General features: G+C 68.0%; 15 protein-coding genes and 1 riboswitch. Of the genes, 9 read left to right on the top strand and 6 right to left on the bottom strand.

The window, feature by feature from the left end; translation table 11 throughout:
- Nucleotides 1-41 precede the first annotated feature (41 nt).
- Together AC5P98_RS15310 and AC5P98_RS15305 are read left to right on the top strand one after the other, a co-directional pair.
- Nucleotides 42-848, top strand: a complete 807-nt coding sequence (locus AC5P98_RS15310; RefSeq protein ID WP_100450898.1) for an NAD-dependent protein deacetylase — start codon at nt 42-44, stop codon at nt 846-848.
- A 141-nt stretch (nt 849-989) separates the two neighbouring features.
- Nucleotides 990-2,090, top strand: coding sequence for an NADH:flavin oxidoreductase/NADH oxidase (locus tag AC5P98_RS15305; RefSeq protein ID WP_014645582.1), 1,101 nt, complete (start codon nt 990-992; stop codon nt 2,088-2,090).
- A gap of 3 nt (nt 2,091-2,093) precedes the next feature.
- Here the strand turns inward: AC5P98_RS15305 and AC5P98_RS15300 are convergent, their stop codons facing one another.
- On the bottom strand, nt 2,094-3,005 hold the full coding sequence (locus AC5P98_RS15300) for a LysR family transcriptional regulator (RefSeq protein WP_032962124.1): 912 nt from the start codon (nt 3,003-3,005) through the stop codon (nt 2,094-2,096).
- 114 nt (nt 3,006-3,119) lie between these two features.
- Between AC5P98_RS15300 and purU the strand changes: the two genes are divergently transcribed.
- Complete coding sequence (purU, locus tag AC5P98_RS15295) at nt 3,120-3,971, top strand: formyltetrahydrofolate deformylase (RefSeq protein ID WP_005411937.1); 852 nt, start codon at nt 3,120-3,122, stop codon at nt 3,969-3,971.
- A 133-nt stretch (nt 3,972-4,104) separates the two neighbouring features.
- Here purU and pncA read toward each other — a convergent pair whose 3' ends face one another.
- The 4 genes from pncA to AC5P98_RS15275 form a co-directional block, all read right to left on the bottom strand.
- Nucleotides 4,105-4,731 carry a bifunctional nicotinamidase/pyrazinamidase gene (gene pncA, locus AC5P98_RS15290; protein WP_032962116.1) on the bottom strand — a complete coding sequence of 209 codons (627 nt, stop codon included), beginning with the start codon at nt 4,729-4,731 and terminating at the stop codon, nt 4,105-4,107.
- A gap of 55 nt (nt 4,732-4,786) precedes the next feature.
- Nucleotides 4,787-5,473 carry an epoxyqueuosine reductase QueH gene (locus AC5P98_RS15285; protein ID WP_080281917.1) on the bottom strand — a complete coding sequence of 229 codons (687 nt, stop codon included), beginning with the start codon at nt 5,471-5,473 and terminating at the stop codon, nt 4,787-4,789.
- A gap of 161 nt (nt 5,474-5,634) precedes the next feature.
- Nucleotides 5,635-5,864, bottom strand: a riboswitch (cobalamin riboswitch).
- 133 nt (nt 5,865-5,997) lie between these two features.
- Nucleotides 5,998-7,407 (bottom strand): nicotinate phosphoribosyltransferase, encoded by a 1,410-nt coding sequence (locus tag AC5P98_RS15280; RefSeq protein ID WP_495230090.1) that lies wholly within the window; start codon nt 7,405-7,407, stop codon nt 5,998-6,000.
- A gap of 64 nt (nt 7,408-7,471) precedes the next feature.
- On the bottom strand, nt 7,472-8,521 hold the full coding sequence (locus tag AC5P98_RS15275; RefSeq protein WP_495230089.1) for a bifunctional nicotinamide-nucleotide adenylyltransferase/Nudix hydroxylase: 1,050 nt from the start codon (nt 8,519-8,521) through the stop codon (nt 7,472-7,474).
- 193 nt (nt 8,522-8,714) lie between these two features.
- On the opposite strand from AC5P98_RS15275, the gene AC5P98_RS15270 reads away from it, so the two are divergent.
- On the top strand, nt 8,715-10,607 hold the full coding sequence (locus AC5P98_RS15270; RefSeq protein WP_049404990.1) for a patatin-like phospholipase family protein: 1,893 nt from the start codon (nt 8,715-8,717) through the stop codon (nt 10,605-10,607).
- A 134-nt stretch (nt 10,608-10,741) separates the two neighbouring features.
- Here AC5P98_RS15270 and AC5P98_RS15265 read toward each other — a convergent pair whose 3' ends face one another.
- A complete protein-coding gene (locus AC5P98_RS15265) occupies nt 10,742-12,109 on the bottom strand; it encodes a helix-turn-helix domain-containing protein (RefSeq protein ID WP_053494643.1) in 1,368 nt (455 codons plus the stop codon).
- Nucleotides 12,110-12,224: 115 nt separating this feature from the next.
- On the opposite strand from AC5P98_RS15265, the gene AC5P98_RS15260 reads away from it, so the two are divergent.
- Genes AC5P98_RS15260 through mmsB form a run of 5 tightly spaced genes read left to right on the top strand, consistent with a single transcriptional unit; the run spans nt 12,225 to nt 17,764 of the window.
- Complete coding sequence (locus AC5P98_RS15260) at nt 12,225-13,730, top strand: CoA-acylating methylmalonate-semialdehyde dehydrogenase (RefSeq protein WP_014645591.1); 1,506 nt, start codon at nt 12,225-12,227, stop codon at nt 13,728-13,730.
- Nucleotides 13,731-13,744: 14 nt separating this feature from the next.
- The gene (locus AC5P98_RS15255; RefSeq protein ID WP_099475903.1) at nt 13,745-14,911 is read left to right on the top strand and encodes an acyl-CoA dehydrogenase family protein; all 1,167 of its coding nucleotides are present in this window, start codon (nt 13,745-13,747) and stop codon (nt 14,909-14,911) included.
- Nucleotides 14,908-15,705 (top strand): enoyl-CoA hydratase, encoded by a 798-nt coding sequence (locus AC5P98_RS15250; protein ID WP_049404988.1) that lies wholly within the window; start codon nt 14,908-14,910, stop codon nt 15,703-15,705. Before AC5P98_RS15255 ends, AC5P98_RS15250 begins: the two co-directional genes overlap by 4 nt.
- Nucleotides 15,702-16,877: an enoyl-CoA hydratase/isomerase family protein gene (locus AC5P98_RS15245; RefSeq protein WP_049404987.1), complete on the top strand. Its 1,176-nt coding sequence runs from the start codon at nt 15,702-15,704 to the stop codon at nt 16,875-16,877. The genes AC5P98_RS15250 and AC5P98_RS15245 overlap by 4 nt, the downstream gene beginning before the upstream one ends.
- Nucleotides 16,874-17,764, top strand: coding sequence for a 3-hydroxyisobutyrate dehydrogenase (mmsB, locus tag AC5P98_RS15240; RefSeq protein ID WP_049404986.1), 891 nt, complete (start codon nt 16,874-16,876; stop codon nt 17,762-17,764). The genes AC5P98_RS15245 and mmsB overlap by 4 nt, the downstream gene beginning before the upstream one ends.
- Nucleotides 17,765-17,994: the final 230 nt, after the last annotated feature.

The raw sequence follows: 17,994 nt of genomic DNA, 5'->3' as shown, positions 1-17,994 counted from the left end.
CGGTGCTTGCGGGGGCGCTGCGGCGCCCCCATCTGGCAGCCATGACCCTGCCACTGACCGACTTCATCGACCGCGCCGAGCGCCTGTTCGTGCTGACCGGCGCGGGTTGCAGCACCGCCTCGGGCATACCCGATTACCGGGACGCCGACGGCCAGTGGAAACGCACGCCGCCGGTGACCTACCAGGCCTTCATGGGCGAGGCGACCACCCGCCAGCGTTACTGGGCGCGCAGCCTGCTGGGCTGGCCTCGCTTCGGCCTGGCCCGGCCCAACGGCACCCACCAGGCCCTGGCCGCCCTGGAAAGCCGCGGCAAGCTGCAGGTGCTGCTGACCCAGAACGTGGACGGCCTGCACCAGCGCGCCGGCAGCCGCAACGTGATCGACCTGCATGGCCGCCTGGATCTGGTGCGCTGCATGGGCTGCGAGCGCCGCAGTGGCCGCGAGGATTTCCAGCAGCGGCTGCTGGACGCCAATCCCGGCTGGGACGCGCTGGAGGCCGGCATCGCCCCGGATGGCGACGCCGACCTGGAGACCGATTTCTCCACGTTCGTGGTGCCTGATTGCCCGCACTGCGGCGGCGTGCTGAAGCCGGACGTGGTGTTCTTCGGCGAGAACGTGCCGCGCGAGCGGGTGGCGGCGGTGCACGATCATCTGCAGCAGGCCGATGCAGTGCTGGTGGTGGGCTCGTCACTGATGGTCTATTCCGGCTTCCGCTTCGTGCAGGCGGCGGCGAAGGCAGGGTTGCCGGTGGCGGCGCTGAACCGCGGCCGCACCCGTGCCGACGACCTGCTGTTGTTCAAGGATGAGCGGGACTGCGCTGAAGCCTTGTCCGGTTGGGTGGCGGGCTGAGCCGAGCGTCGGCTCGGCTCTACAAGGGACTGTTCGGCGCTCGGCGGCATGATCGGCTGCGAAACAGCGATCCATCCAGACGGTTGATCCAGAAGCCGCGCAGCGGTGCAATACGCACCCCCTACGTCGTTCATCACCCCCTTGAGCCAGCTGTTTTCGCCGATCTCGTTCGGCCCCCTGACCCTGTCCAACCGCATCGTCATCGCGCCGATGTGCCAGTACTCCGCCGAAGACGGCCGCGCCAGCGACTGGCACGCCATGCACCTGGGCAACCTGGCGCAGTCCGGCGCCGGCCTGTTGATCCTGGAAGCCACCGCGGTCGAGCCGCGCGGCCGCATCAGCTGGGCCGACCTGGGCCTGTGGGATGACGGCACCGAGGCCGCGCTGGCACAGGTGCTGGCCAGCGTCCGCCGCTGGTCGCCGATGCCGCTGGGCATCCAGCTGGGCCATGCCGGCCGCAAGGCATCCACCGCCCGCCCGTGGGACGGGGGTGGCCAGTTGCCGGCCGGCGATGCGCGTGGCTGGGCCACCGTGGCGCCGTCGCCGCTGCCGTTCCATGCCGCCGATCCGGCACCGCAGGAACTGGACGAAGCCGGCATCGCCGAGGTCATCGCCGCCTTCGCTGCCAGTGCGGTGCGCGCCGAGCGCCTGGGCTTCGAGCTGATCGAGCTGCATGCCGCGCACGGTTACCTGCTGCACCAGTTCCTGTCGCCGCTGAGCAACCGCCGCACCGATGGTTACGGTGGGTCGCTGCCGAACCGCCTGCGCCTGCTGGTGGAAGTGTTCGACGCGGTACGCGCGGCGGTGTCCGACAAGGTCGCCGTGGGCGTGCGCATTTCCGCCAGCGACTGGGTCGAGGGTGGCTGGGACCTGGTGCAGAGCGAAGCACTGGCCCAGGTGCTGGACGCGCGCGGCTGCAATTTCCTGCATGTCTCCAGTGGCGGCCTGGACGAGCGCCAGAAGATCACCGTCGGTCCGGGCTACCAGGTGCCGTTCGCAGCAGCGATCAAGGCCAAGGTGCGCATGCCGGTGATCGCCGTGGGCATGATCACCGAACCGGAGCAGGCCGAATCGATCCTGCGCCATCGCCACGCCGATGCCGTGGCCCTGGCGCGCGGCATCCTCTACGACCCGCGCTGGCCGTGGCATGCCGCCGCCGCATTGCGCGACAGCGTTGAACCGGCGCCGCAGTACCTGCGCTGCGAGCCGCGCGATGCGCGCGGCGTGTTCAAGGCGCGCTGAGGCTCACACCCGCCAGGCCGGCGCCATGCCGGCCTGCAGGTGCTCGAACAGCGCGCGGATCTTGGCGGTGAAGTCGCGGCGATCGCTGACGCAGAAATAGACCTCCATCGGCTCCGGACGCCACGTGCTGTCGGCGCCGAACACGGCCTGCAGGCGTCCATCGCGCAGGTAGGGCTCGGCCACGAACGCAGCCAACCGCGTGATGCCGGCACCGGCCGCCGCCAACGACGCCAGCGCATCGATGTCATCGCAGACCATGCTCGGCGGTAGCGCGGCGTCCACACGCTGGCCGTCCTTCAGCAGGCCCCAGCGCAACGGCCGGCCATCGGTGGGGAAGCGGTGCAGCAGCCCGCGATGGCTGCCCAGATCTGATGGTTCCTGCGGGGTGCCATGGGCCTTCAGGTAGGCCGGCGAGGCACAGAACACGAACGGAACACGCGCCAGCTGTCGCGCGACCACCCCATCCTCCAGCTGCGCCCCGATGCGGATGCTGGCATCCACCGCCTCTGGACCATGCTGCACGGCGCGGTCGGTCAGCCGCAGTTCCAGCTGCAGCTGCGGGTAGCGTTGCTGCAGTGACGGCAGCAACGGGGCCAGCACGTGGCGGCCGAACGCGCTGCTGCTGGCGATGCGCAGCGGCCCGGCCGGTTCGATATCACCGGAGGTGACCATCGCCTGTGCGCGCGCCAGGTCGGCCTCGATGTGGCGCACCTGCGCCAGGTACAGCGCGCCGGCCTCGCTGAGCGCCAGCTGGCGCGTACTCCGGTTCAGCAGCCGTACGCCCAGATGCGCTTCCAGCCGGTTGATGTTCTGGCCGACTGCGGTGGCGCTGATGCCAAGGATGCGGGCCGCGGCGGCAATGCTGCCGGTCTCTGCGGTGCGGGTGAAGCTGCGGATCAGTTGCAACAGGTTCATGACCGACCAGCTTGCCACGGTGATGGCCAAGTATCGCTTGGGACTGAACCAAGCGGTTCGGTTGCATCGGTGATCATCCGGCTGCTGGACAGGAAGCTGCCCTACACTGTGGCGATGCGCCCCGATTCCATCCTCACCCTGTCCTGCCCCGACCGTACCGGCATCGTCTACCGCGTGTCCGGCCTGCTGTTCGACCACGGCTGCAACATCCTCGACGCCCAGCAGTTCGGCGATGAGGAAAGCGGCCGCTTCTTCCTGCGCGTGCATTTCGACCGTGACGCCGGCCTGCCGCTGGAGACCGTGCACGCCGCGATGGCCACGCTTGCCGAAGGCTTCGGCATGGACTGGCAGCTGCATGATGGCCGCCGCCGTGCACGCCTGCTGGTGCTGGTCAGCAAGCAGGGGCACTGCCTCAACGACCTGCTGTTCCGCGCCCACAGCGGCCAGCTGAAGGTCGACATTGCCGCGGTGGCCTCCAACCACGCCGACTTCGCGCCATTGGCCGCGTCCTACCAGGTACCGTTCCACCACCTGCCGGTAACCGCCGATACGCGTGCGGTGCAGGAGCAGCAGATCATCGACCTGGTCGAGCGCGAGCGCATCGACCTGGTGGTGCTGGCACGCTACATGCAGATCCTGTCACCCACGCTGTGCCGCGCGCTGGCCGGGCGTGCGATCAACATCCACCACAGCTTCCTGCCCAGCTTCAAGGGCGCGCAGCCGTACCACCAGGCGCACGCGCGCGGGGTCAAGATCATCGGCGCCACCGCGCACTACGTCACCGAGGATCTGGACGAAGGACCGATCATCGAACAGGACGTGGCCCGCGTGGATCACGCCATGGCGCCGCGCGAGCTGGTGCGGCTGGGCAGCGATACCGAATCGCTGGTGCTGGCACGCGCCGTGCGCCGCCATGTGGAGCACCGCATCCTGCTCAACGGGCATCGCACGGTGGTGTTCCGGTAACGCGCTGCCCCTTCCGGGTCCGCCGGGCATGGCCCGGCGCTACCCACGGATGTGATCCGGTAGTGCCGGCCGCTGGCCGGCAACTGCAGGGATCCAGGCGTTGCCGGCCAGCGGCCGGCACTACCGTTGTGGGTCAGGCGGTCGCGATTCCCGCCTTGCCCAGCGCCTCGCGCACCATCGCGTCGTTGGCTTCGGTCACCGGCCGGGTCAGCTCCCACAGGAACTTCACCCGGAAGCCGGACTTCACCGCGTCCTGCGCGCTCCACAGCACGCAGTAATCGCGGGCCAGGCCGCACACGTGCACTTCGCGGATGCGGCGCTCGTGCAGCCAGCCGGCCAGGCCGGTGGCCGGGCGCTCGCCATCGGGGCCATGGTTCTCGCGGAAGGCGCTGTACGAATCCACCTGTTGGCGCGTGCCCTTGCGCAGGATCAGGTCGGCCACGGTCCAGTCCACGCCCGGGTGCAGCGCGGCACCGGCGCTGCCCTGCACGCAGTGGTCCGGCCACAGCGTCTGCGGCTGCGCGTGCAGCAGGATGGTCTCGAAGGGGCGTTGGCCGGGGTGCTGGCTGGCGAACGAGGCATGGTCGGCCGGGTGCCAGTCCTGGGTCGCCACCACGGTGCGGTAGCGGCGCTGCGCCAACAGATCGGCGATCGGTGCCACCAGCGCATCGCCTTGGTCGCAGGCCAAGGCGCCACCGGGCATGAAGTCCGGCTGCAGGTCGATCACCAGCAGGGCGACATCGGCGGGCAGGGCGGTCATGGCAGGTCCGCTACAACAGAAGGGGCGACCAGCGTGGCCGCCCCATGCCTGCACGTCAATCGCCCTGCGGCGTCCCAGCGTCCTGCCCGTAGTACAACAGGCCGATCCTGATCCGCTCGCGGCCATTCTCGCGGCGATGGCGGTTCGCATCGCGAAGCGAGTACACGCAGCCGCAGTATTCCTGCTGGTAGAACTGCTCGCGCTTGCTGATCTCGATCATGCGGCTGGCGCCGCCGCCCTTGCGCCAGTTGTAGTCCCAGTACTGCAGGCCTTCATAGCGCGACGCCGCACGGATCCCGCAGTCGTTGATCTGCGCCATGTTCTTCCAGCGCGAGATGCCCAGCGACGAACTGATGGTGTCGTAGCCGTGCTCGTGCGCATACAGCGCGGTGCGCTCGAAACGCATGTCGAAGCACATCGTGCAGCGGATACCGCGTTCGGGTTCGTTTTCCATGCCCCGCGCACGGCTGAACCAGTTGTCGGTGTCGTAGTCGCAGTCGATGAAGGGAATGCCGTGCTGCTCGGCGAAGCGGATGTTCTCCTGCTTGCGCAGCTCGTATTCCTTCACCGGGTGGATGTTGGGGTTGTAGAAGAAGATCGCGTAGTCGATCCCGGAGGCGGTGATCGCCTCCATCACTTCGCCGGAACAGGGCGCGCAGCACGAATGCAGCAGCAGGCGCTTGCCGTCGGCGGGCAGGGTCAGGGTGGGGCGTTGGAGCTCGGTCATCGTCAGGTACCGCATGGACCGCCGGCAACGGCGGTGGCCCATGCATCAGCGCGTGGGTGAACGGGTCTGGCCGGATACCGTGAACAGGACGCGCGCGGCCACACCGCCTGCACGCGCAGGACGACGACGGCCCCGGCAACCTCCCCGCGGAGATTCCAGATCGAGTCAGGGGACGGTCGTGTCCCCCGGCCGGGGCCGGTATTCGGGCTGATGGACACGGGCCGCAGCCCACCTACTACCCGCCGCTTCCCAGGCGCGAGCCCAGTGCTGTTGGCAGGATTCGTTTCCATTCACCGCTGCGGGGCAGCTCCGGAATGGACGCGCGAGGCGCCTTCACCGGATTCCCGTTTAAATCCCTCCCCGCGCCGCAGCGATGGGAGGGATACCTTCGGCGTGTGCAAGGTGGACCTGTTGGTGGCGCCGGTCAAGAGCGCAGGGGTCAGAACCCGCTACGCTGCAACGGGATCCGACCCCAGCGGAAGGAAGGGGTCGGATCCCGCTGCCACGCAGCGGGCTCTGACCCCGGTCGGGATGCACCTTCAATGCCCCACGGCCGCCCGCGTGCGGATGTCGTCCAGCCGCTGGTCGTGCAGCAGGCGGCCGTTCTCCCACACGGTCACCATTGCGTCCTCGAAGCCGTCCGGCAGGGTGTCGTCGCCGTTGGCCGGCAGTGGCACCGTATGCAGGCTGCCATCGTCCAGGCGCCGCAGCAGGCGCATGCGACCGCGCTTGCTGGTCTTGCCAGCATCGGTGACCGGATCCTTGTAGACGTCGATCCACTCACCCTCGACCCTCGCCGCCGAGCACTTCAGCGCGAACTTCTGCGTATCGCGGTCCAGCCGCTGCAGCAGCGCACCGCCCATGCCGAAGGCTACGTTGTCGGCGGCGTAGCCGTCGTCGGTGATGCGTTGCAGGATGGTGCGGATGGTATCCGGGTTGATGCCATCGCCCTGGATCACCCGCACGTGGTTGAGCACGCGGTAGCCCTTGCTGTTGAGGGTGTGGCCGAAGGCTTCATCCAGCCGGCGCAGGCTTTCGGCCACCACCTCCACCGGGTCGCCCGAGTCGGGGCGGATGACCAGGGTGGCGCCCGAGGCGATCACGTCATCGCGCAGGGTGGTACCCCAGTGCTCACTGATGGCGCGGTAGATGTCATAGCTGTCCGATACCACCGCCACGATCGCACCGGGCGTGCCGAACTGGCGCAGCATGTTGCGGTAGGCGTCCACCTCGCGCTCGCGGCCCCAGCTGGTGATGGTGCTGTGCTCGGCGGCGGGAATCGAATAGCCGGCCATCGGCGCGTGATAGTGCGCGCGCGCCAGGCACAGCGCCGATACGGTATCGGTGCCGAGGAAGTTGACCAGGTGTGCGGCACCGCCCAGCGCGGCCGATTCCAGGCTCGATACACCGCGCGCGCCGAAGTCGTGCAGCTTGAACGGCAGCTGCCCTTGCGGATCATCGCTGGTCTGCTGCAGGAACGCGGCGATGGTCTGCCGTGCGTGCCAGCTGATGGTGGCCACGGTGACTGGATACCACACCCGCAGCAGCAGCGTTTCCAGGTACGACGGCACCCAGAACGCGGCCGGATCGGTCGACTCGATGGTCATCAGTGCCTGGTGGGTGGGCACCACGCTGCCCTCGGGCACGGCACGGATGCGTACCGGCAGGTGGCCGCCAAGCCGGTCGACGATATCGCGCCAGCCGGCCTCGTTGAACGGTTCGCCATGCGCGGCGAATACCGCAGCAGCGTCGTCGATGTCGGCGTGGGTGACCGGCCGTGCCAGCGCGTCCTTGAGGATCGCCTGCAGGCCGAAGAACACCGTGCGATCGTGCAGGCCGCCACGTGATTCGACGTAGAAGAACGTGGCATCGGTACCCGGCGGGTACTGCAGCCAATGGCTGGCCTTGTAGCTGTCGGTGTTGAGGAGAAGATTATCGAGGTAGTGCATGACGGAAGCTCCTTCGCGTCGGGTGGCACCGGCGGTCTATCCGCCAGTGGGACAGCCGGGCCGGTCAGCCGCGGCCGAGGAAATACTCCAGGATGTGCAGGTGGTCTTCGAACAGCTGCGGGCCCATGTCCAGGGCCTCACTCACCGGTATCCAGCGTGCCTTGTCGGCATCGTCGCCACCGCGCACCGGCGGCAGCTCGCCGGCCGGAAACTCGAAGTGGAAACCGTGGGTGATGGTGCGGCCACGCTGGCTGCGGTCCGGGTGGTCGAACACCTGCTGGCCCTTCAGCGACCCCTTCAACACCGGCAACGGAATCTTCAGCCGGGTTTCCTCGCGCAGTTCGCGCAGGCAGCTGTCGAGCAGGCTCTGTTCCTGGCCGACGAAGCCGCCGGGCAATGCCCACAGCCCCTTGCCGGGTTCCGAGCGGCGACGCACCAGCAGCACGTGGCCCGAATGCACCACCACCGCATCGGTGGTGACGAAGGTGGGCGCGTAGGGCGCATCCTTCCAGGCGGCCTTGTACTGTTCGATGAAGCGGTACTCGGCCACCAGCTGGCCATAGGCAGGCGCGCTCTTGCGGAACGCTTCAAGCATGTCATACACCGGCGCCGGCACATTGCCACGCAGCATCAGCAGCGCGCCGTGGAAGTCGACGTCGCCGGCTTCGAACAGGTAGCGCCGCAGCTCGGTGGCCGACAGGGTGGCGGTGTGCTGCACGTCCACCAGCGGCCACTGCGGGAACTCGCGCAGGTAGTAGCTGGACGCATCCTTGTCCATGCCGATCAGGCCCACCCTGGCATCGGCGGCGGCACTGTCGTTGCGCAGGGCGTCAGCCACCTGGCGCTGCACGTTGGCGATCCACTGTGCTTCGTTGTACAGGTGGTCACGCAGCGGGCGGATCAGCAGACGGTCGGTGTGGCCGTCGAGGGCCGCCTGGATCATCACGGCGCGCTCGGCCACGGTCCAGGGATTGCGCAGGCTGCGGGGGGTATCGGCAGAGCCGACCAGGAAGATCAGCTTGCGGGCCCGGCTCAGGGCCAGGCGGGCAACGGCGGCGTGGCCGTTGTGGAAGGGCTCGAATCGCCCGATGAAGACGAGATAGTCGAATTCCATGAGAATCCCTCATGTCGTTGTGGCAGCCGCGGGTCTGTCCCTTGGCTTGCTGCAGATGCTACGCCGATGGCGGGGCGGGTCAAGCCTGCAGCCGTGCTTTCTGCTGAACGGCGCATTGCGTGCGCGGACTGCGCCGTTGTTCTCAGGCCCTGAGAAGCCGCTGCGCCATACTGCAACCCACGCGGCGGACGGCATGCTCGGGGGCAAGACAGTGGCGGACAAGTACTGCGATCTGGTCATGAAAGGCGGCATCACCAGCGGCATCGTGTACCCCAATGCGGTACTGGCGCTGGCCCGCGAGTATCGCTTCAAGAGCATCGGCGGCACTTCAGCCGGCGCCATTGCGGCAGCGGTGGCGGCTGCAGCGGCCTGCGGCGATCGCCGCCAGCAGGCCGGCGAGCAACTGGCTGGCGACGCCGGCTATGGCGGGCTGTCGGCGGTGTCGGCACAGCTGTCGCGGCGCGGCTTCATCTACAGCCTGTTCCAGCCGGCGCGCGGCGCGCGCGCGGCCTATCGGCTGCTGGTGGTGCTGACCGGCAATGCCCGCCTGCCGCACAAACTGCTGTGCCTGGCCGTTGCGGTATTCGAGATCGCGCCGCTGGAAGTGCTGGTGTCGCTGGCACTGCTGCTCGGCCTGGGCTGGTGGGGCGGTGGCTGGAGCGGCGTGGCCGCCACGCTGCTGCCATCACTGTTGTGCGCCTACGGTGCGGGTGTGGCCGGTGCCGCGCTGCGGGTCGCGCGGGTGGCGCGTCGCAACCTGCTGGGCCTGTGCAGCGGCCTCAGCCGCGATCCACGCACGCCGGCGCTGACCGAGTGGTTGCATGAATGCCTGCAGCAGCTGTCCGGCAAGCCGCTGGATGCACCGTTGACCTTCGCCGACCTGCACGATGCGCCGCGCTACGCCGGTGAGCCTGACAGCCCGCATGCGATCAGCCTGCAGATGATCACCACCTGCATCTCGCACAACGAGCCGCGCACGCTGCCACTCGGCGGTGCGCAGTTCTGGTTCCTGCGCGAGGAGTTCGAACAGCTGTTTCCTGCCGGCGTGGTGCAGTGGCTGGTGACGCAGGCCGGCCCGCCGCTGGAGGTGGACGGGCGGCAGTACTACCACCTGCCGCAGGGCCCGAAGCTGCCGGTGCTGGTGGCCACGCGCATGAGCCTGAGCTTCCCGCTGCTGATCAGCGCGGTGCCGCTGCATGAACCCTCACGCCGCGAACGACGCTGCGAACCGGCCGCCCCTGCGGCCGACCAGGAGCACAACGTTGCCGACAGCATGGAAGGGCTGACCAGTGCCGGGCAGACCTGCGGCCCGGTGATCACCGCCTTCCGCATCTGCTGGTTCTCCGATGGCGGCATCAGCAGCAACTTCCCGATCCATCTGTTCGACGCCGCCCTGCCGCGTTGGCCGACCTTCGCCATCAACCTGGTCTATCCACAGCACGCCGAAGCGGTGAGCCAGGGCAGCGGCGGCCGCCAGGCGCTGGAACATGCGGTGTTCCTGCCCACCGAAAACCGCCACGGCTGGCAACGGCATTACCAGTCCATCGCCACGCCACTGGCCGCAGCCGAGCTGGGTCGTTTCCTGTTCGCGGTGGTGGCGACCATGCAGAACTGGCGCGACCTGCTGCAGGCGCGCGCACCGGGTTATCGCGACCGCATCGTGCACGTCAGCCTGCAGGGCGACGAAGGCGGCATGAACCTGGACATGCCGCAGGAGGTACTCTCCCGCATCGCCGACAAGGGCAGCCTGGCCGGTGCGCGCTTCTGTTCGTTCTCGTTCGAGAACCACTACTGGATCCGCTGGCGCAACCTGGCCTCGGCCTACCAGCGCTACACGCTGGAAGTGGCGCGCACCGATGATCCGGCGCAGCAGGTGCTGGCCTACCGCGCGGCGTACGCGATGGTCGCCAGCGGTCAGCCGACGCCACCGTCGTACAAGCTGGGCTCGGAAGACAAACGGCTGGCCTCGCAGCGGTTGTGGGGCTTGATGGTCGAGCAGGGCCGCACCTGGGAGGACCTCGGCCCCGACCTCACCGACGGTGCACCGCGTCCGCTGCCGCAGATGAAGGTGACCCCGATCTACTGAGCCGATCCCGCGTTCGAATCGGGGTCAGATCCGTTTCCGCAGGAAAACGGATCTGACCCCGCAATGGTTGCTGCTGTTGCCGGCCAGCGGCCGGCGCTACCACGGGTGCAGGGCGCGGCCCTGCCAAACCCGCCCTATCGCCCCGGCAACTGCGCGAACGCGCGCTGCATGCAGTCCTCGCGCGGGCACACCCGGCACCCCGGGCCGATCGATACCGAATTGCCCGGGCTCTGCACATCCAGCCCCAGTGAATACACCAGGCGTTCGGCATGCTGCAGGTCGCAGCCCAGCGCCACCGCGAAGGTCTTGCGCGGTTGGCCATGGCCGACCGGACCACTGCTGACCTGCCGCGCCAGCCAGAAATGGCGGCGCCCATCGGGCATGCGCGCGGTCTGGGTGAGGATGCGACCGGGCTGGTTGAACGCCTCGTAGACGATCCACAGCGGGCACGAACCGCCTACCTGCGAGAAATGGAAATCGGTGGCCGAATGGCGCTTGGACACGTTGCCCGCCCGATCCACGCGGATGAAGAAGAACGGCAGGCCGGGCGCGCTGCGCCGTGCCAGCGTGCTCAGCCGATGGCAGACCGCTTCGAAGCCGACGCCGAACTGGTGTGCCAGCAGTTCGATGTCGTAGCTGCTGGTTTCGGCTGCACGCAGGAAGCGCATGTACGGCATCACCAGCGCACCGGCGAAATAGTTGGAGAGACCGATCCGCGCCTGCGCGATGCGTGCCTCATCGGTGAACCCGGCGCGCGCCACCACCGCATCGATCTGCGGCAGGTAGCCATGCAGGGCCAGCTCGGCCGCCATCTGGAACGCCTGCTGTCCGGGCTCCAGGTAATCGGGCAGCCACAGCCGCCGCGCACCGGCATCGTATTGCCGCTTTTCGCGCCCGGCCTGCAGTGCGGCCACTTCCACCAGCACGCCATGGCGGTCGGCCAGCAGCTGGCGCAGCCGCGGTGCCACATGCCCGGGCGACAGCCCCCATTCGGCGAACAGCTGCTCGGCCAGCTCGTCCAGCTCGGGAATGTGGTTGTGCATGCGGTTGAAGAACTCGCGCACCTGGTCACCGGCGGGCAGGGTGCTGCCGGCGCCGGGCTCGCCCAGCTGGAACTCCAGTGCGGCCGCGTGCTCGCGCAGCGCCAGGTGACGACGGTGCAGGTCCAACAGCGCGCGGCTGACCTGCGGCAGGTTGCCGGCCAGGGCGCGCAGTTCGGTCGCGCTGACCTCGGCCAGGCCCAGGTCGCGCAGGGTTTCGCCCAGCGCCTCCTGCAGGGCGGCGGGCTCATCGTCATCGAACAGCGAGGAAACGTCGCCCAGCACCTCTCCCAGCTTCTTCTGCACCGCCGGTGTCAGGGGGCGCTTGTTGCGCTCGATCTGGTTCAGGTAGCTGGCCGACAGCCCCAGCGCACGCGCCAGATCGGCCTGGCTGTAGCCGCGCTGCTCGCGCAGCCGCAGCAGGCGCAGGCCGAGTTGCCGCTGGGGAGCTGAATAATTCACAGAATTAACAGGAATCGTGGGGCGCGTTGGCCAGATTAAGCGGATTCAGCCCGGAAATCGAGTCGGGTGCTGTGAATAATGCCAAGCATCTTTCGCACCCTGTGGGATTGTCGTCATGACTGTTGCAGCGCCCCGTATCCGCATGCTGATCGATGGCCAGTTCGTTGAATCGGCCACTTCGCACTGGCAGGACGTGATCAATCCGGCCACCCAGGACGTGCTGGCCCAGGTGCCGTTCGCCACCACCGGCGAAGTGGACGCCGCCGTCGCCGCCGCCAAGGAAGCCTTCAAGACCTGGCGCAAGACCCCGATCGGCACCCGCGCGCGCATCTTCCTGAAGTACCAGCAGCTGATCCGCGAAAACATGAGTGAGCTGGCCCACATCCTCACCGCCGAACAGGGCAAGACCCTGCCGGACGCCGAAGGTGATGTGTTCCGCGGCCTGGAAGTGGTCGAGCACGCCGCCGCCATCGGCAACCTGCAGCTGGGCGAGCTGGCCAACAACGTGGCCAATGGCGTGGACACCTACACGATCATGCAGCCGCTGGGCGTGTGCGCTGGCATCACCCCGTTCAATTTCCCTGCGATGATCCCGCTGTGGATGTTCCCGATGGCGATTGCAACGGGCAACACCTTCATCCTCAAGCCGTCCGAGCAGGACCCGATGGTCACCATGCGCCTGGTCGAGCTTGCCCTGGAAGCCGGCATTCCGAAGGGCGTGCTGAACGTCGTCCACGGCGGCGAGGAAGTGGTCAACGCGATCTGCGACCACCCGGACATCAAGGCCGTGTCGTTCGTCGGGTCCACCCGCGTCGGCACACACGTCTACAACCGCGCCTCGCTGGCCGGCAAGCGCGTGCAGTGCATGATGGGCGCCAAGAACCACGCCGTGGTGCTGCCGGACGCCAACAAGGAACAGACCCTCAACGCAATGGTCGGTGCCGCCTTTGGTGCCGCGGGCCAGCGCTGCATGGCCGCCTCCACGCTGGTGCTGGTCGGTGAGGCGCGCAACTGGGTGCAGGACCTGGTGGCCAAGGCCCAGACCCTGAAGGTCAGCGCCGGCACCGTGTCCGGTACCGACGTCGGCCCGGTCATCTCCTGCAGCGCCCGCGAGCGCGTGGAAGGCCTGATCGCCTCGGGCGTGGAGCAGGGCGCCAAGCTGGTGCTCGATGGCCGCAAGCCGCAGGTCGATGGCTTCGAGAAGGGCAACTTCGTTGGCCCGACCATCTTTGCCGGTGTCACCACCGACATGCGCATCTACCAGGAAGAAATCTTCGGGCCGGTGCTGGTCATCCTCGAAGCGGAAACGCTGGAAGAGGCCATCGCGATGGTCAACAGCAACCCGAACGGCAACGGCACCGCACTGTTCACCCAGTCCGGTGCTGCCGCGCGCAAGTTCCAGGAAGACATCGACGTCGGCCAGGTCGGCATCAACGTGCCGATCCCGGTGCCGGTGCCGCTGTTCTCGTTCACCGGTTCGCGCGCCTCCAAGCTGGGCGACCTGGGCCCGTACGGCAAGCAGGTGGTGCTGTTCTACACCCAGACCAAGACGGTCACCGCGCGCTGGTTCGATGACGAGACGCTGAGCCACGGCGTCAACACCACGATCAGCCTGAAGTAACGGCAGGAGCAGCCATGAGCCACTCGATGACGACGGAACTGGACGAAGCACAGCAGGCGTACCGCGAGGCGGCGCGCGACTTCGCACTGGCCGAACTGGCGCCGCACGCCGCGCGATGGGATGCGGAGGGCATCTTTCCGCGCGAGGCGATCGCCAAGGCCGGTGAGTTGGGCTTCTGCGGTCTGTACATGGACCCGGAAGTGGGCGGCAGCGGCCTGAGCCGACTGGACGCCGCCGTCGTCATCGAGGAGCTCGCCAGCGTCGACCCGTCGACGGCGGCGTACATCAGCATCCACAACATGGCCTCGTGGATGGTGTCCACGTGGGGCCAGCCGGCACTGCGCGATGCCTGGGGCACCGACCTGTCATCGGGCAACAAGCTGGCCTCGTACTGCCTGACCGAACCGGGCGCCGGTTCCGATGCGGCCTCGCTGAAGACCACCGCCGTGCGCGATGGCGACTTCTACGTGCTGAACGGCTCGAAGGCCTTCATTTCCGGCGCCGGTGCCACCGACCTGCTGGTGGTGATGGCGCGTACCGGCGGTGCCGGTGCCGGCGGTGTCAGCGCCATTGCGGTGCCGGCGGACCTGCCGGGCATCAGCTTCGGCCGCAAGGAAGAGAAGATGGGCTGGAACAGCCAGCCCACCCGTGGCATCACCTTCGAAAACGTCCGCGTGCCGGTCAGCCACCTTCTGGGAGAGGAAGGCGGCGGCTTCAAGCTGGCCATGAAGGGGCTGGACGGCGGCCGCATCAACATCGCCGCCTGCTCGCTGGGTGCCGCACAGGGTGCACTGGATGCTGCGCGCCGCTACATGGGCGAGCGCCGCCAGTTCGGCAAGGCGCTGGCCGAGTTCCAGGCGCTGCAGTTCAAGCTGGCCGACATGGTCACCCAGCTGGTGGCTGCACGGCAGATGGTGCACACCGCGGCACGCAAGCTCGATGCCGGTGCCAGCGATGCCAACGTGTGGTGCGCGATGGCCAAGCGCTTCGCCACCGATGCCGGTTTCAACGTCTGCAATGAAGCGCTGCAGATCCACGGGGGCTACGGCTACATCCGCGAATACCCGATCGAGCGCCTGCTGCGTGACTGCCGCGTGCACCAGATCCTGGAAGGCACCAACGAGATCATGCGGGTGATCGTTGCCCGTCACCTGCTCAACACCGAAGAGGAACTGCGATGAAGGATTGGCGTACCCAGGAGCACGTGGGCCTGAAGGTGGAGGTCGATGGCCACACCGCCGTGGTCACCCTGAACAACCCGCCGGCGCATACCTGGACCGTGCACAGCCTGTCGGCGCTGCGCGACCTGGTCGGCGCGCTCAACGCAGACCGCGACGTCTACGCGCTGGTGATCACCGGTGACGGCGAGAAATTCTTCTCCGCCGGTGCCGACCTCAACCAGTTCGCCTCCGGCGACAAGGCCGCCGCACGTGAGGCCGCGCGCCGCTTCGGTGAAGCCTTCGAAGCGCTGTCCGGTTTCCGTGGCGTGTCGATCGCCGCGATCAACGGCTACGCCATGGGCGGTGGCCTGGAGTGCGCGCTGGCCTGCGACCTGCGCATCATTGAAGACCATGCCCAGGTCGCGCTGCCGGAGGCCACCGTCGGCCTGCTGCCGTGTGCCGGCGGTACCCAGAACCTGCCACGCCTGGTCGGCGAGGGCTGGGCCAAGCGCATGATCCTGCTGGGTGAGCGCATCAATGCCGAGACCGCGCTGCGCATTGGCCTGGCCGAAGAAAAGGTCGGCAAGGGCGAATCCAAGGCACTGGCGCTGGAATGGGCGAAGAAGGCCGGCAAGCAGAGCCCGACCAGCATCGCCGCCTGCAAGACCCTGGTGCAGGCCACCCGCACCGGCACCCACGCCTCGGCGCTGGTGGCCGAGCGCGAAGCCTTCGTCGACCTGTTCGACACCGCCGACCAGGTCGAGGGCGTGACCGCCTTCCTGGAAAAGCGCCCCGCGCAGTGGAAGAACGCATGAGCACGGATACCGCTGCCGACGACGCACCGGTGCTGTTCGAAGAGCGCGTGGCCGGCAACGGCACGCGCATCGGCATCGCCACGCTCAATGCGCCGCGTACGCTCAACGGTTTCTCGCTGCCGATGGCGCACCTGCTGCTGAAGCAGCTGAATGCCTGGGCCGATGACGATGGCATCGCCATGGTGGTGCTGCAGGGCGCCGGCGAAAAGGCGTTCTGTGCTGGTGGCGACCTGCACAGCCTGTACAAGGCCATGGTCGCCTTCCGTGAGGCCGGCCACAGCGACATCCGCCAGAACGCCTATGCCGCCGAGTTCTTCGACGTCGAATACCGCGTCGATTACCTCATCCACACCTACACCAAGCCGATCCTGTGCTGGGGCCACGGCATCGTGATGGGCGGCGGCATCGGCCTGATGTCCGGCGCCAGCCACCGCGTGGTCAGCGAACGCTCCAAGCTGGCCTTCCCGGAAATCACCGTCGGCCTGTTCCCCGATGTAGGTGGCAGTTGGCTGCTGTCGCGCGTGCCGGGCAAGGGTGGCCTGTTCCTGGCCCTGACCGGTGCACTGCTCAACCCGGGCGATGCCATCTACGCCGGCCTGGCCGACGTGCACGTGGCCGAAGAACGCCGCAGCGCGGTGTTCGATGCGCTGCTGCAGGTGGCCTGGTCCAATGACACCGCACACAACCACGAACGCCTGACCCATCTGCTGCAGTCGCATGCCAGCGATGCCGCCACCGGTCCACTGCTGGCCCACGCGGCGCAGGTCGATGCGTTGTGCGAAGGCGATGACCTTGAAGCCATCGTGGCGCGCATTGCCGGCCTGCAGACCGACGACGCCTGGTTGCAGGCGGCTCAGAAGACCCTTGCTGCCGGTGCACCGGGTTCGGCACGGTTGGCGTACGAACTGCAGCGCCGCAGTGCCGGCCAGGACCTGGCCGCGATCTACCGCCTGGAGTACATCGTCGCCCTGCATTGCGCCGCCCATGGTGATTTCGCCGAAGGCATCCGCGCGCTGCTGGTCGACAAGGACCGCAATCCGCAGTGGAACCCGGCCACCCTGGCCCAGGCCACTGGCGCGTGGGCAGACACCTTCTTCGCTTCCCCCTGGGCCGACGCCGCGCATCCGCTGGCCGACCTGGGCACTCCCCTTGTTGAAAGGAGCCTTGCATGAGCCGCATTGCATTCATCGGGTTGGGCAACATGGGTGGCCCGATGGCCACCAATCTGGTCAAGAACGGCCACAGCGTGCGCGTGTTCGATCTGGTTCCGGCCGCGGTGCAGGCCGCTGTCGACGCCGGCGCCAGCGCTGCATCGTCGGCGCGCGACACCCTGGCCGATGCCGAAGTGGTGATCTCGATGCTGCCGGCCAGCCGTCATGTCGAAGGCGTGTACCTGGGCGACGACGGCATTCTTGCCGCGATCCCGGCCGGTGCACTGGTCATCGACTGCAGCACGATCGCACCGGCCAGCGCCCGCAAGGTCTCGGAAGCGGCCGCCGCGCGTGGCCTGCAGATGATCGACGCACCGGTCTCCGGCGGTACCGCCGGCGCCCAGGCCGGCACCCTGACCTTCATCGTCGGCGGCGAGGAAGACGCGCTGGAACGCGCACGCCCGGTGCTGCAGGCGATGGGCAAGAACATCTTCCACGTCGGCGCCAGCGGCGCTGGCCAGGTCGCCAAGCTGTGCAACAACATGGCGCTGGGCGTGATCATGGCGGTGACCGGTGAAGCCATCGCACTGGGCGTGGCGCACGGGCTGGACCCCAAGGTGCTGTCGCAGATGATGGCGGTCAGCACCGGCCGCAGCTGGGCCACCGAAGTGTGCAACCCGTGGCCGGGCGTGCTGGAGAATGCGCCGGCCTCGCGTGGCTACAGCGGTGGCTTCGGCAGCGATCTGATGCTGAAGGACATGGGCCTGGCGGTGGAAGCGGCGATGAGTGTCGGCGCTTCGATTCCGCTGGGCGAAGTGGCCCGCAATCTCTACTCGATGAACCACCAGGCCGGCCGCGGCAAGCTGGATTTCTCCAGCGTCGTGCAGCTCATCACCAGCGACCAGTAACTGGTCGCTGGTCCGCGCATTCCACCTTATCCCCGCGCCGTTGGCGCGCCCCCTTGAACAACAAGGGGGCTCTTCTCCAGAAGGATGGATGCGCGCCGCAGCGAATGCGTCCCCGGCCACGTGCTGGGGCCCACCCGAGGTGGGATGGGCGGATGCCCGGTTTCGACCGGCATCCGCCCATTTTTTTGGGGGTCGGATCCCTTTCGCAACGCGAAAGGGCTCTGACCCCA

The organism is Stenotrophomonas sp. YJH_SMC_135 (assembly GCF_059372355.1).
This window is presented reverse-complemented; position numbering and strand designations above follow the sequence as displayed.

What these genes read in the sequence shown, in the direction of transcription:
- AC5P98_RS15310 (WP_100450898.1), top strand. Translation starts at nt 42, where the DNA reads ATGACCCTGCCACTGACCGACTTCATCGACCGCGCCGAGCGCCTGTTC.
- AC5P98_RS15300 (WP_032962124.1), bottom strand. Translation starts at nt 3,005, where the DNA reads ATGAACCTGTTGCAACTGATCCGCAGCTTCACCCGCACCGCAGAGACC.
- purU (WP_005411937.1), top strand. Translation starts at nt 3,120, where the DNA reads ATGCGCCCCGATTCCATCCTCACCCTGTCCTGCCCCGACCGTACCGGC.
- pncA (WP_032962116.1), bottom strand. Translation starts at nt 4,731, where the DNA reads ATGACCGCCCTGCCCGCCGATGTCGCCCTGCTGGTGATCGACCTGCAG.
- AC5P98_RS15285 (WP_080281917.1), bottom strand. Translation starts at nt 5,473, where the DNA reads ATGCGGTACCTGACGATGACCGAGCTCCAACGCCCCACCCTGACCCTG.
- AC5P98_RS15280 (WP_495230090.1), bottom strand. Translation starts at nt 7,407, where the DNA reads ATGCACTACCTCGATAATCTTCTCCTCAACACCGACAGCTACAAGGCC.
- AC5P98_RS15275 (WP_495230089.1), bottom strand. Translation starts at nt 8,521, where the DNA reads ATGGAATTCGACTATCTCGTCTTCATCGGGCGATTCGAGCCCTTCCAC.
- AC5P98_RS15270 (WP_049404990.1), top strand. Translation starts at nt 8,715, where the DNA reads ATGCTCGGGGGCAAGACAGTGGCGGACAAGTACTGCGATCTGGTCATG.
- AC5P98_RS15260 (WP_014645591.1), top strand. Translation starts at nt 12,225, where the DNA reads ATGACTGTTGCAGCGCCCCGTATCCGCATGCTGATCGATGGCCAGTTC.
- AC5P98_RS15255 (WP_099475903.1), top strand. Translation starts at nt 13,745, where the DNA reads ATGAGCCACTCGATGACGACGGAACTGGACGAAGCACAGCAGGCGTAC.
- AC5P98_RS15250 (WP_049404988.1), top strand. Translation starts at nt 14,908, where the DNA reads ATGAAGGATTGGCGTACCCAGGAGCACGTGGGCCTGAAGGTGGAGGTC.
- AC5P98_RS15245 (WP_049404987.1), top strand. Translation starts at nt 15,702, where the DNA reads ATGAGCACGGATACCGCTGCCGACGACGCACCGGTGCTGTTCGAAGAG.
- mmsB (WP_049404986.1), top strand. Translation starts at nt 16,874, where the DNA reads ATGAGCCGCATTGCATTCATCGGGTTGGGCAACATGGGTGGCCCGATG.